The 13,996-nt window shown below is 51.4% G+C and carries 8 protein-coding genes and 1 pseudogene; 4 read left to right on the forward strand and 5 right to left on the reverse strand.

Annotation, left to right across the window (positions count from 1 at the left end; translation table 11 throughout):
- Positions 1 to 49: 49 nt before the first annotated feature.
- Positions 50 to 4,417, reverse strand: coding sequence for an AAA family ATPase (locus tag D3P07_RS23260; RefSeq protein WP_119802797.1), 4,368 nt, complete (start codon positions 4,415 to 4,417; stop codon positions 50 to 52).
- 456 nt (positions 4,418 to 4,873) lie between these two features.
- Here D3P07_RS23260 and D3P07_RS27700 point away from each other — a divergent pair.
- Positions 4,874 to 5,022 (forward strand): annotated as a pseudogene (locus D3P07_RS27700) (manganese catalase family protein); the annotation flags it as partial.
- 159 nt (positions 5,023 to 5,181) lie between these two features.
- A complete protein-coding gene (locus D3P07_RS23270; protein WP_119802799.1) occupies positions 5,182 to 5,829 on the forward strand; it encodes a TraX family protein in 648 nt (215 codons plus the stop codon).
- A gap of 7 nt (positions 5,830 to 5,836) precedes the next feature.
- On the opposite strand, the gene D3P07_RS23275 is transcribed toward D3P07_RS23270, so the two are convergent.
- The gene (locus D3P07_RS23275) at positions 5,837 to 6,715 is read right to left on the reverse strand and encodes a protein kinase domain-containing protein (RefSeq protein ID WP_119802801.1); all 879 of its coding nucleotides are present in this window, start codon (positions 6,713 to 6,715) and stop codon (positions 5,837 to 5,839) included.
- Between the two features lie 158 nt (positions 6,716 to 6,873).
- Here D3P07_RS23275 and D3P07_RS23280 point away from each other — a divergent pair, with 158 nt between their 5' ends.
- Both D3P07_RS23280 and D3P07_RS23285 read left to right on the forward strand, forming a co-directional pair.
- Positions 6,874 to 7,296 (forward strand): hypothetical protein, encoded by a 423-nt coding sequence (locus tag D3P07_RS23280; RefSeq protein ID WP_119802803.1) that lies wholly within the window; start codon positions 6,874 to 6,876, stop codon positions 7,294 to 7,296.
- Between the two features lie 111 nt (positions 7,297 to 7,407).
- Complete coding sequence (locus tag D3P07_RS23285; protein WP_119802805.1) at positions 7,408 to 7,626, forward strand: hypothetical protein; 219 nt, start codon at positions 7,408 to 7,410, stop codon at positions 7,624 to 7,626.
- Positions 7,627 to 7,707: 81 nt separating this feature from the next.
- On the opposite strand, the gene D3P07_RS23290 is transcribed toward D3P07_RS23285, so the two are convergent.
- From D3P07_RS23290 to D3P07_RS23300, 3 genes are all read right to left on the reverse strand, one after another.
- Positions 7,708 to 9,081, reverse strand: a complete 1,374-nt coding sequence (locus D3P07_RS23290) for a putative bifunctional diguanylate cyclase/phosphodiesterase (RefSeq protein WP_119802807.1) — start codon at positions 9,079 to 9,081, stop codon at positions 7,708 to 7,710.
- Positions 9,082 to 9,285: 204 nt separating this feature from the next.
- On the reverse strand, positions 9,286 to 10,002 hold the full coding sequence (locus D3P07_RS23295) for a response regulator transcription factor (RefSeq protein ID WP_119802809.1): 717 nt from the start codon (positions 10,000 to 10,002) through the stop codon (positions 9,286 to 9,288).
- A gap of 109 nt (positions 10,003 to 10,111) precedes the next feature.
- Positions 10,112 to 13,975, reverse strand: coding sequence for a response regulator (locus D3P07_RS23300; protein ID WP_119802811.1), 3,864 nt, complete (start codon positions 13,973 to 13,975; stop codon positions 10,112 to 10,114).
- Positions 13,976 to 13,996: the final 21 nt, after the last annotated feature.

A 13,996-nucleotide genomic window follows, 5' to 3' on the forward strand; every position in this document is an offset into this window, starting at 1 on the left:
ACGTTCATTCTTATGCGATTCTGGCTGATCGGTAAAGCAAGAGCTTACTCTATTTTCGGAGCAACTGCAGTTCATTCGCCCGCACGACGGCTTGCCCGCGACGCTTGACCCCCAGTTTGCCAATGATTCTGGATACATGCGTCTTAACCGTCGTCTCGGTAATGCCAAGCCGCTCTGCAATATCCCTGTTGGACATTCCCTCAGAAATAGCCTCTAATATTTCCAGCTCCCGCTTGGTCAGCGGCTCCAGCAAGTCCTCTTGAACGCGGTCTGGAGCAACTGCTGAGAGACTCTCTTTTGCCATAGCCAAAGTCCCTTGCGGGTTCCCTTCAAGCAGACTGATATAAATCACGCGTGTTGCGATCAGCTCAAGCACTTTCAAGTCACGCTCCGTAAATACGCCAGGCACATGCCTGTTTTCCAAGTAGAGGAAGAAATCAGAATGCTCACCCGGAACTGAAAATGGCATGCACAGAATCGATCTGGGCTTCCGGGAGGCAATATAATCGTCCCTTATCCAATAGCTTTGTATCGCGTCATGAATGACGATCGGTTCGTTCACCGCTACAACATGCCGTAAGACTCGATCCGCATATAGTCCCTCTCCCCTGTGCGGCGACAACTCCAACACAGCTTCAATCATATAGTTCGCTTGCTCGCCACGCAGCACTAGTCCGCGATCAGCGCCTGACTGACGAAGGGCAGTATGCAAGAGATTCTCTGTCCATAGCCCGTTGCCCGGCTGATCAAATCCATGAAGAAGCTGCTGCAGCAGCTTCTCCTCGCCTATAGACGCTTCCGGCTTCTTCATGCTCACATGCTGCGGCATGTGCAGACGAACAAGATCTGCCTCGCCCTTCTCTGTCCGCTTCTCTTCGACTTCATATAGCTTAGGTGCAACACCTAACAAATTTGCATGCTCACTTCGGATTTGCGTTACTTTGGAGGTCACGCCCCAGTTCGAATAAGCCGTACCTGCGTCCAGTAGAGCAATCGTGGCTCCCCCGCTGCTGATTAGATCTTGCTCATAACATACCGCAAGCCGCTCGCAGATAATTCCCTCCATTAAGCCGTACTTCTCAGTTCTGGCTTGCTTAACAGCATCGAGATAATAACGCAGCGCCTTTTGCTCATTACCGGCCAATCGCTCGCATTCCGCTTTCACGAGCATATGGGCCGAAGAACCTGAACCAAGAAAGCCCTTCCACTTTTTCATACTTCGCAATTGCGAGTTCAGTGCCTTGCGAATGCGATTGCTTTCCTCCGTGCTGGCTTCGGGATATAACGATGCTAATGTCAATGCCTCGAATAAACGCTGCTTCCGAATACGCGCCCAATCCTCTGCCAGTTCGCTTATCCTGCTGCACTTTGCCCAGTACAGCGCTTCCCGGTATCTGCCTGACAAATAAGCAACCTCAAGCTTGCATATGCAGCTGTAATTATCCTCCTCGCGCTGTCCGGTACTTCCTTCTGCATGGTGCGGAATCGCCACGAAACCAGCCATAAGAGAATCATCTTGCAGCGCAGACAAATAATCTTTTGCGATATGCACCAGTTCGAGCGTCTTGTCATTGGCGCTTTGACCTATATGCTCCGTGAAAAACTCCAGCAAATCCGTCAGCTCATACAGGCTGCCATTATGCGTAATCAAGCAAGTGATCATCGCGATATTGGCAAACTCTCTATCCCCATGCTCGACACATCGGCGAAGAGCTTTATTGAGCAATCTCGACGCCTCATGCGGCTTCTCCAGTTGTTTGGCCATTCCGCTAACAAAAAGAATTCGATGAACTCTGGACAAATCCGCTGCTGCAATCGACTCCATGCCCCAAGCAGGAACAACCTGGACATAACCCGGGAGCACTCTTTGCATCAAGAGACTGTAGGTGCAAATCAGCATTGCCAGCGATTCGTTCATTCCCCGCCCAATTCCGTAACGGATAAATCGGGCACAGAGATCGATAAGCGCCTCCGCATTATTCACAAGCAGCGGGAGGAAACACAATTCCATTTGCTTGCATAGGTTTAAGTACTCTTCATCATTATGAAAGGGCAGCAATGCCAAGTTATTGCGCTTTCGATACAATACGGATTGCGTTTGCATCACTTCCTTCATAACAACCAGCTTTGATATCCCTTCCCGATACTCCCAGCCGTATGCCGCGAGTGCTTCTTTTGCATACTTGACTGCAATATCATTTTCCACAAACGTATGGAACTGTATCAGCGACGTCCATATTGGGGTCCGCTCCGCTCTGCTCAACATACGGTCGCGGCTCTTCAAGTCAAACACGATCTCGCGTCCCAGTTGAGTATTTCCGCTCATATATTCCGACCAAGCGGCAGCGAGGCGCAGCTGCACATACACGGAGCTCGTCTGCGGCTTCTGCTCTTCTTCTACTAGCAAAAGTCCAGCGTATGCATAACGTTTGCCTCTGGCGTACTGCCCTTCAGCAAGCGCGTTCTGCCCGGCTGCAAGGTTAAGCTTAGACAGTTGTCTTCTTTCTTGGAGCGACATGGCTCCTGAACCCAAATTCAATTGATCCACTGCCACAAGCGTCGTACGCACATCGTCCTCCGACTGTCTGCGCTGCAGCAGTCTTCCAATCGTCAGATGTCGCTGCATATTCGCTTCCGGATCAAAGGCATAAGCAACCTCGCGTATATAGTCATGCAGGAACAAATAAGTTCTCCCCTGTACGCACTCTGCTATCGTGTCATCCTCGTATCCAATCATGCCCCTGTCTACAGCAGCACGAAGCATAAGGACAGCAGAATCCAGTGTACATTCACAGGCTGCAGCCAATATCGACAGACGAAATGACTGTCCAATCGCAGCCGCCATTGCCAGCAGTGACTTATCTTCATTCGCTAAACTAGCAAAGTCCGCCTCCATGAGTCCGCGATTCAACTCCGAGCCGCTGCTTTGTTGTATCACTTCCGGGTCCCATATCCATCGGCGCCGTCTTTCATCAAAGCTCAGCTTGTTCTCCTGCAGCCAGCTTCTCAGCAGAAGCTCGATTGTACCGGGGTTTCCGCCCGTCTGATAGAAAAGAGAACTGGCCAATAGACGAAGACGAGGCGATTCCTCATGCAAAGCATCAGACAAATAACACCGTACGTCTTCATAACACAAGGGCAGCAAGTCCGCTTGCTCAACGGAAATGCCGTCTTCATTGGCGGACAGACCTGAGATAGTAGCTGTTATCTCATCCGCTGTTCCATCTAGCCCCTCGTTCCACCCCTTCGTGCGGAATGCTCCTATCAGAAGCAATCCTGAAGCCTTGTCCCGCTCTGCAAGCGCTCTTATCACTTCGTGCGTGCCATGGTCGGCACATTCCATATTATCTATAAATAGAACAAGCGGCGGTATGCTTTCAGCCATGCCAACGATCAAATCAGGCGCCAGCTCTCCGAATCGCTTCCAAGCGTTCTCTTTAGGAATGCTGCCCTTCTCTGCCGTGTCTCCGAGTAGTGTTCGCATTCCAGGCAACATCTTCATTAGTATCTCAGCATCTCGACCGTAATCCGTTCTAAGCTTTTTTTTCAATCGTTCAATCACACCAACAGGCTCGCTCCAAAACTGCTGAAGCCATTGCTCTAACGCATGAATAAGCGGCTCGTATGGCTTGGCTTCTTGCCCACGCACAGACCTGCCTTCGACAAACCGGCCTCCCTGCCGCACCACATACTCTCGGAACCGGTGAACGAGTGCCGTCTTGCCGCTTCCTTCCGGGCCTGTTACCCATCGGATTGCTTGATTGCCTTGCAACGCCTGCTTAAGCCCGGACTCCAGCGTAGGCAAATCGCTTTCTCGCCCGTACACTTTTCCCGGCCACCGAAACGTACGAGCCTGATCCAATCTTCCCAGCTCAAATGGCGTCAGCTTGCCGTCATCCTCCAGCATGACTCTGCATTGATTCAAGTCGTCCAGCAAGCCGTATGCGCTCTGATAGCGCTGATCCGGCGATTTGGCCAGCAGCCTCATGATAATAGTGGATATCGGGCCACCCCACTCCGGCCGAATTTCTGATAGAGGAAGCGCCGTCTTGAAGATATGCGCAGTCTCCCAATCCCGGTCTGCGTCAGGCTGAAGCGGCAATTGCCCCGACAACCGTTCATATAATATAACGCCTAATGTGTATAAATCAGAGCGTCCGTCCGGTATTCGGTTAAGCCGTCCCGATTGCTCAGGTGACCGGTAAGCGGCCTGCGTCTCTTCTCTCCCGGTCAGACGCGCTTCCTTACCTTCTCTTACCATTTTTATATTACACGGGTTCAAATTCCCAATGACAGCCATCTGTTGATGCTCGCGGCAGACCATCTCCGTCAATACAACGGCAAGCCGTATAAAGTCCAGCAAGTCGATAGACGCGCCCGGCCCATATTCCTTAAGCATGTTGTCGTTGCTGCTCATGAACTCACCTGTCTACATCATAGTGGTAACTTGTTAGTTAGATTGATTTTAATACGCGGTGGGAGCAGAGTCTAGCTTTGTAACAATTTCTCAAACAAAATAAAACGGCTACCTCATCAATCATCCCCATCCACACTGCCTATGAACTCCCCCGCCCCCGCACGTATGCCGCCGCTACTGTTCGCATACCTATGTAATAATACTCTACAACAGGAGGTTAACTCCTATTCCTGTCTGAGCTGCGTAATTCCCGTCATCTACGAAGCGAATCCGCAGCATACTGTACCTTTAGGTCACGATGCATGACCCGCGAGCCTTCATCGCGCCGTACAATGCTATTTTGCCGCTCGTGCTCTACGAATTGCACGTTATTACCTTGTTGGTTACGTAATCTTAAATTCCTCTCAGCCAGTCCAGCTGATAAAAAAGTTTTTTAGAAAAGAGGTGATGCCTCACATGTTTCAACGTCAAAGCAGGCTGCAGATCGAGCTGCCCCCTCTCCTTATGCCGACGCCAGAGCCGCCGTACAGGAGCTGCTTGAGGGGAGTTTGGCGAGATGTCGACGCTTAACAACTACCTGTATCAGTCCTTCAACTTTAAGGGTCGCCAGTATAACGGCCGAAGAGTTAGGCCATGCTACCAGAATGAATCTCTTGACCGCGCTCGAGCAGGTCATGCAGTCTTCTCCTTAACCTTCTCCGTCTCCTTAGCGACGCAGCTGCCTTATGATATACTGAATAAAGCTAAACTCGCGACGGACGAAGGTGATCCGCATTCAATTTCTGGCCATGTTAACAATGTTAATCGATCATATCGGAGTAGTATGGCATCCGGATGATACGGCCTGGCGCATAATCGGAAGATTGGCGCTGCCGTTCTATGTGTACGCCATGGTCACCGGCTACTCCCGAACGCGGGACGTTACCCGCTATTTGACCAGAGTTGGCCTATTAGCAATCATCTCCCAGCTTCCCTACCATCTTGCCTTTCGAACACATGGGCTGGAGATCAATGTCATAGCCACACTGTTCTTCTGCCTGCTGACCATGCTTTTGCTGGATCTGCTAAAAGGAAAAATGATGGCTTCCGTCTTGACGACAGCCGCAATCATAGTGCTACTAGAAGCCCTTCCGTTCGATTATGGCGGGTACGCGCTGTTATTAATGCTTATTTACCGATATGCCACGCCTCACATGATGGTTCTGCTTCATTTGGCGATTAATGTGTTTAGTATATTTTATAAAGGCTGGACGCTTCAGTTGTTCAGCTTGTTGTCCACGTTATGGATCGTTTATATGCCTGATCTTATGCGGAGCATGGATCGCATACGCATGCCGCGTTTCTTATGGCGTAGCTTCTATCCGCTGCACCTGCTCATCATTGCGATTATCTCTTATACGATCAATCCTTAATTAAAGCTTATATCTCGGACTTCTCAGCAAGCTCAAGCCTGGTCAGCAGTTCATCCAGCTCTTGCTGGCATTGTTCGGTCGTCTCCCAGGCTGACTCGTCATGGAGCAGCTTGGAGATGAACCATTGCACTTCAGACTGAAGGCTCAGCTCCTCCTCCCAGGTCTTCTCCGGCTGCCCTTCCGGATGCTCGTAACCGGCATACATCAGGAACAGGAACAAGTGGCCGAGGCCAAACCAGTCGCTGGACGGGAGCGGGCTTCGCATACGCCTCTTGATCGCAGAAGCGCTATCGGAAGCGATGGAGCCTTCCGCTTCACCCAATGCCTCTTGCAGCTTAGATGGAAGCCGCTCGCCGATCCGGCAAGCAAGCCCAAGATCAATGAGGAACAGCTTTCCGTCTTGCTGCATGACATTCGGTATACGTACATCACGATGCACATAGCCTTGTGCATGAAGGTACGTCAGCGGAGCTAACAGTGCCTTCAATATCGCAAGCGCTTCATAAGCTGAGTATGCAACACCTTGCTCGTATATCCCGAACTCCAGGTTGTGACCCTCAATATATTGCATGATGAGCGCTTCATCCCGTCTCCTGACGCTGTAATTCAGCCATTTTGGAATTTGCGGATGCTCAAGCGAGCTCATCAAGTCGCTTTCTCTTCTGAGCAGCTCGATTCCTGTGCTGCCTTTGCTCGGCTTATTGCGCTTGAGCAGCGCCACGCTGCCTGTTGACAGATCCGTACAGGCATAAGCCTGGCCGTAGCTGCCCATACCGAGCAGGCGATCAATCCGGTATCTGCCTTCCCAGATCACTCCCGGCTGCAGTGGATAGTCGCGCCAAGCATCGATAATCTCCTTGAGTTTTCCGGCAATTTTGCCCAGCATTCATTCATCAGCTCCTGTCTCTAGCTTACAGACGAGCATCGCTCCTGTCGAGTCGAGTGTAAGAAAAGGCATTCAACTTAGAAACCACTTGATAGCAGGTGCGTATAATCTAACAACGCCATTAATGATTCACCCCATTCAATAAAGGAGGTTATCGCATGCTCAAACGCATCTTATATTCCTTATCCGGTCGCCAGCGTTACGGCTACCACCACTACAGCAGCAGCGACTTCAAGAAAGGTTATTATCCGCCGCCGCATTATCCGCATCCTCATCATCCGCCATATCCGAATCAGCATGCTGGACATCCGCCTTATCCGAACGGACAGCCGCCTTACCCGAATCAACATGCACCGGGCCAGCCGCCGTATCCGCAAGGACAACCGCCTTACCCGAATCAGCATGCCGCGGGACAGCCGCCGTATCCGAACGGACAGCCGCCCTACCCGAATCAATATGCGCCGGGCCAACCGCCGTATCCGCCAGGACAGCCGTATTATCCGCCACACCCGCCGCATCGCTATAATCATCATTACGGCCACGGCTATTACAAGAAAAAGTGGAAATACAGCAGCTCCTAGCACTTGTTAGGAAAGTGTGAGCAAAATAAACATTCTCCTTACTATAGATTCATAAGAGGCTAAAACGTTCAAGGTAAAATGGGAAAAACGCAATCGGAGGTGCATAGTACGATGATGCGAGTCATTACCTTCAAAAATCGTTCGGTCCCTGTCTATTACCCTAACGAACAATCGGCATCTGTAGATATGCTTCATCATAAATTGTACGAGATGGAACTGGACTTTGATTTCAGAAAAAGATGGAAACGGATCAGATCGGTCGAGATGGTGCGAGACGTTGCTATATTCCAATATAGCGACGGCACGAAGTTATATTTGGAAGTCAGTTAGAACCACTCACGATTCAACCACAAAAAACTAGCCGGGCCCTTGAGGGCCCGGCTAGTTTTTGTCTGATCCGATAACGCAGCTCTATATGCGGCTTACGGCTCCCTGCTTCTGTTCGCCCGTGTCGGCCGCCTCTATGCAGCTAGCCAGCATCGACGTATCAATGACCGTCGGGTCCATCGGCATGCCGAGCAGATAGCCCTGCACATAATGACAGCCCCACTCCTTCAGCAGCTCATATTGCTCCTTGTATTCCACCCCTTCTGCGACCACTTCCAGACCGAGCTTCCGCATCAGCCCGATGATCGCCTCAACGACATGCCGTTCTGCGCTTTGCAGATCGATTCTGCGGATAAAGCTTTTGTCGAGCTTTAGGCTGTGTACCGGCAATTCCATGAGATGATGCAGGGAAGAAAATCCAGCCCCGAATCCGTCCAGTGCGATGCGTATTCCGCCCGCCCGCAATTTCGTAATAGCCTTGATCGACAGCTCGGATGAATGCATCATAATATGTTCGGTAATGTCCAGCTCCACCGATTGGCGAGACAACCCGAACTCTTGAAGAACGTTCCATACCGTCTGGACAAAAGAGGGATCTTGAAGCTGGACTGGTGAAATATTCACGGACATCGTCAGCTCGTTCAACCCGTATTTCGTCATGCCCGCCAGCATTTTGCAGGCCTCACGAAGCACCCACTCGCCTATCGGTATAATCAATCCGTTGTATTCTGCGATAGGTATAAATTCATTCGGCGAAATGAGGCCAAGCTCAGGATGCTGCCAGCGAATAAGCGCCTCGAACCCTCTCAGCCGTCCGTCCGACAGCCGATAAATCGGCTGATAGCTGAGATGGAACTGTCGCAAGAACAAGGCTGGCCGGAGTCCCATCTCGATAGCGACACGCCTGTTCATACGATTCGTATCCTCCGCATTATAGAATACCGTACGGTTGCCGCCCTGTTCCTTCGCTTGATATAACGCAGATTCCGTGCGGCAGAGCAATCTTTCGCTCGTTAGCCCATCCTGAGGGAACAGACTAGCGCCGATGCTGCAAGTCATATAAAGCTCCTTTCCCGAATCGGAGACGGGCTTCTCCACCGCATGCTTGATTGCATCCACCGCCTTACAGCACTGCGGCGCTTCCTTCTCTACCTCCAACATCACAAGAAACGTATTCCCGTCAACCTTGTACACGCCCGGCTTCGCCGCCTCCAAATGCGTCGCTTCCGTATGCTCCAGGCGAGATGCAACGATTGTTAATACGTCATTGCCGAAAGTTGTTCCTCTCGTCTCATTGACACGATAAAATTTGTCCAAATCCACCAATGCAACCAGCAATCGCTTACCTGCTACGCGCGCGCCCTGTATCGCAAGCTCTAGCTGCATGAATGCTTTGCCGCGTCCAGATAATTCGATTGGCCCCTCCATCTGGATCCCCCCGTCCTTTTTTCGTTCCATTGTCGTACTTCTATAGTCGCATAGAATTATTAGAAATGTGCCGAACAGACTTTTAGAAGAATGTTAGAAATTTTAACGGATTACCTAAATAATTCATGTGCAGGGGATATTGGCAAAAAAAAAAGTACCCCGCTATTAGCGGAATACGATCTTTCTCTTCATATGAACAGACTTGCCCGGGTATGCGAATACTCTCCCGATGCTTTAAGTAGCAGCCTGTGCCGTATACTTGTAGCCAAACCCCCATACCGTTCGAATCAGCTTAGGTTCCTTCGGATTCTGTTCGATCTTCTTGCGAAGATTCACAATATGTACGTCAATCGCTCGGTCAGTGACAAACGAATCAAAGCCTCTAATGGCATTAATCAACTCTTCCCGGCTGAACACCTTGCCTGGGTGCGCAAGGAACAGCTTCATCAGTTCATACTCCGAGAAGGTAGTCTCGACCAATTGTCCGCGAACGAGAATCAGACGTCTCTCTACGTCAAGCTGAATCGGCTCTTCTTCCTCTACCGTCATTGAAGCTGCGGCGACCTGTGCGGCTGACTCTCCAAATACGGTATGCGATCTTCGAATTAATGCCTCGACTCTCGCCGTTAGCTCATGCATGCTGAATGGCTTGCACAAGTAATCATCCGCTCCGGTCTTCAGCGCTTGGACGCGCTCGGACACTTCACTCTTCATGGACAGTATCATAATCGGTACTTGAGAGACGCTGCGTATCTGCGCACATACCTCAATACCATCCATATCAGGCAGCATTAGATCGAGCAGAACCAGGTGCGGATCGAATGAGTCCGCAAGCTGTAGCCCATCATTCCCGCGATAAGCCTGCTTCACAATGTATCCCTCTTCCTGCAGATACATGGACAGCATATTGCTCATCATGACGTCATCTTCAATAACCAAAACTTTATACATTGGCGTCACCCTTTAATAAATTGAAGATATCTGTCGAGTAGTCGTATCGTAACTCTACTATACAATACGGAAAGATTAGGAACAACAGATTGTTAGAAAATTGTTAGATTTAATTGTCGAAACGATTGACCGCTTCGTGTAAACCCGCCAGCAGCTGAACCAGCTCCTTCTCCAGATGGGCAAGCACAAGCGCCAGCTCCTTCGGCTGCTCCCCGCGTTTGATTGCTTCACTGGCCTCATGCGCAGCATCTCCAAGCTCGCGAGCAGACAAGTAGCCTGCTGCGCCCTTCAGCGTGTGAAGCATACGAAGGGCCGTCTGCGTCTCGGACTGTTTGAGCATCATGCGCAGCTGATCCATGAATGAATCGTAGTCGAGGCGGAACTGCTCGATCATATGAAACAGAATTTGCTGCTTGCCGTTCACGCGCTCAAGTGCGCTATCCACATCCATGCCGGCAATCGGGGCAAGCGCGTGGCTCCCTGGACTGCTGCCCCGGTTTATCCCCGCATAGCTGCTGCTTCCATCCCCCAACACATATTGGGCCTTGGGCAGCGAAGCCGCCTTCTCCAGCCAATACTTCATAATCTCTCGCAGACGATCGCCGGATAGCGGCTTGGTCATCACATCATTCATCCCAAGGCGAATATAGCGGTCATGATCCTTCTTCACGGCGTTAGCCGTAACCGCGATAATCGGAATATGCTTGTACCGCTCTTGGCTTCGAATAATGCGGACGGCTTCTGTGCCGTCCATGACCGGCATGTGAATATCCATCATGATGATATCCCATGATCCCGCTTCCAGGAGGCGCAGCACTTCCTCTCCCGTCTCGGCAAGACCAACCTCGTAGCCGTTCTCCTTGAGCAGTTCAATCGCTACCAATTGATTGATTTTGTTATCCTCGGCCAGCAATACCCGCTGCGCATTTGACTGACTATGAGCATAAGGCCGATCGGCATGCTCTTCCCGCATCGTATACTGGCGAACAGCCAGTCTGCTTCTAAGTGCTTCATTCAACGATCGGACGATCGCCCCTCTTGTGACCGGCTTGGTCAGAATGGCAACGGGGCGTTCCTCTTCCTTCAGCTGCTGCAGCTCATCCCTGCCGTACGTTGTCGTCAACGCGATAATCGGCACGCCTGCGGCCTCCGCTTCACTGCGGAATAAACGCCATGTCTCGATTCCGTACATATCCGGCATCTCCATATCCATCAGCAGCAGGTCGGGCAGCACACCTTCCCCGACTCGGCGAAGCCGTTCACGGGTATTCTGCCAGCTGTTGTACGAGATTGCCGACCACCCAAGCGACTCGAAGAGGTAGGTCCAATGATCGCGCATTTTGGAATCGTCCTCGACAATCCATACCGTCCCCTCCGGCACAGGCGCGGCCGCCGCTACATCCAATTCATGGCGGTATGGGTTCACCTGGAACGACAACGCGAATGCGAATCGGCTTCCTACGCCTTCCTTGCTGCTGACATGAAGCTCCCCGCCCATCATCTCTACGAGGCTTTTGGATATGACAAGACCAAGTCCCGTGCCTCCGTATTTTCGAGTCGTCGAGCTGTCCGCCTGCGTGAACGGCTTGAACAGCTTGTCCATGACGCTTTTGCTCATCCCAATTCCAGAATCCGCAATAAGAAACCGAAGCTTGACCGCATCCGCATGCTGTTCCACAATATCCAGCTCCAGCTTCACAAGGCCCTTCTCTGTGAACTTGATCGCATTCACGCATAGATTCAGCAGCACCTGCTCCAGACGGAGCGAATCTCCGATTAGGGTTTGCGGCAGCTCGTCCGGCGTCTTAATCATAAATTCGAACTGCTCTTTGCCGCCAAGGAATACGCTCAGCCCGTTTGCCAATCGGTGGAGCAGCTCTTCCGGCTGGAACGGCAGACGCTCCATCTCGATCTTATCCGCTTCGATTTTGGAGAAGTCGAGGACATCGCTAATCATGCGATGCAGCGTTTCCGAAGACATGCTCATCTTGTCCAAATAATCCTTCTGCACGATCGACAGCTCTGTCTTGCGCAAGAGCTGGGTCAGCCCGATAATCCCGTTCAGAGGCGTGCGAATCTCATGACTCATCAGCGCCAGGAAGCGGCTTTTGGCCTGATTGGCTTCCTCCGCCTCCAACGTAGCGCGGACAAGCTCCTCCTGAACAAGCTTCTGCTCGGATATGTCACGAGCGATACAAGAGAAGAAGGGCTCGCCCGTAGACGCATCCACATGCGTGACGACGACCATCGAGACGAACAGCGGTTCGCCGTTGCTCTTCTGCAATTGCGTATTGCTTTCCCAGTAGCCGTATTCTCTTGCAAGCTCCGCGCCTTGAAGAATCTGCTCGTACATGCGAGGATCGATATGGTCCTTGACGGTGGAAGCATCCTTCTCCTCTCCCGGCAAACCAAGCATCTCCTTGCCTGCCCGGTTCATGTAGATAAGCTCCCCATTCATGTCGACGGATGCGATCAGATCCTTGGCGGACTCCACGATATCCAATAGCCGGTTGCGTGCCTTCTCGACCTGCTTCCGGTCCGAGATATCGCGCAACATGCCAACGACGCCGGAAAACTTGCCGTTCCGGTCCCGAAGGCCGTTCGAGCTGTGCAGGATTGGAATCCGGTGGCCATCCTTATGGATGAACGTCCACTCACGCTCATACGAGAACCTGTCGTCGCGCAGCTCCCGGAAGACTTCCAGGCCCGGCTGAATATGTCTGCCCAGCTGCTCCGTCAGGCGCTCGGCCTCAACTGCAATTTCCTCATTGTCCATAAATAACAGCGGTGTCGCATGACCCGCCAGCTCCTGAGTTGTATATCCCAGCATCTCTTCCGCCGTCTTGTTCAAATATGCCACCTTGTATTCATTATCGAGGACGATGAAACCATATTGATTCTGATTAATGATGGCATTCAGACGGTCGAACATTTCCTGCAGATGCTCCATCATCCCATTTACAGAATGGGCAAGCTTGCCGATCTCATCATACTGCGATGTATCCAGATGCTCGGCCTGGAATTCCCCCGCCGCCGCCTGCTTCGTGACAGACAATATCCGCTCCAGACGCTTAATAATCTGATTGAAATAGAGATAGAAGGACAGCGCGATAAAAACTTCCGCGACCGCTATGGTCGAGACGATGCGCCAGAATATCGGCGTCAGCATCTCCTTCATATGGGAGTATCGCTCCTGCAGCGCAATGCGCCACGGCGTCCCCGCCACCTTGGCATAGAACACGACATAAGCTTCGCCATCTACCTGAATATTAACCTTGCCTTCATTGTGGCTCAGAATCTCATGGGCGACTTCGCTTAACGTAGAGTCTGAACGCAGCGATGACATGCGTGCAACGCCTGGCGCAGAGCCGTAGATGATCTCTCCTTCGTCATTGTAGAAGCGTACAGGAGCGTTTTCATCCGCAAAATCAAAAAAACGGTTAAACGCAGTAAATGGAATAGACGCATAAATGACGCCTTCAATCTGCGTCCCCACCCCATAAACGGGCACAGCAATAAAGGTTTGCTCCACAACGGAGAAAACCGGCTTGTAAGGATCAGTAATGGTAATAGCGCCATTGATGGCCGGCTCGAAGAACGGCTCTCCCTTCATATCGCGGGACGCTCCGTCACTGCGATAGGCGATCCCGTCTTGACCGATGAATCCAATCGCATGATAGGTAAATCCGCTTCGTACCAGTTCTCGCTGAAAATAATTCAGCCGCTCGGCGTTCGTACCGTAACGTAGAGCGGACGTGCGGCTCATGACCAGCACCTCGGCCCGGCGAATATCCATCCAGGCAGAGATATTGCTGGCTTGGCTGGATAGCTTGCTGCTAATCTTCTCCATCTCCGAACGCATCATCGCGTCCTTGGCTGTGGAATAATTGCCCCATCCGGCAAGCAGGAGCGGGATAAACGATATGAGTACGATTAGAATTAATCCCTTTGTTCTAAGCGACATATTCGACATCGCTTATCCCCCCTTACGGCC

This window comes from Paenibacillus sp. 1011MAR3C5 (assembly GCF_003591485.1).
Taxonomy (GTDB): Bacteria; Bacillota; Bacilli; order Paenibacillales; family Paenibacillaceae; genus Pristimantibacillus.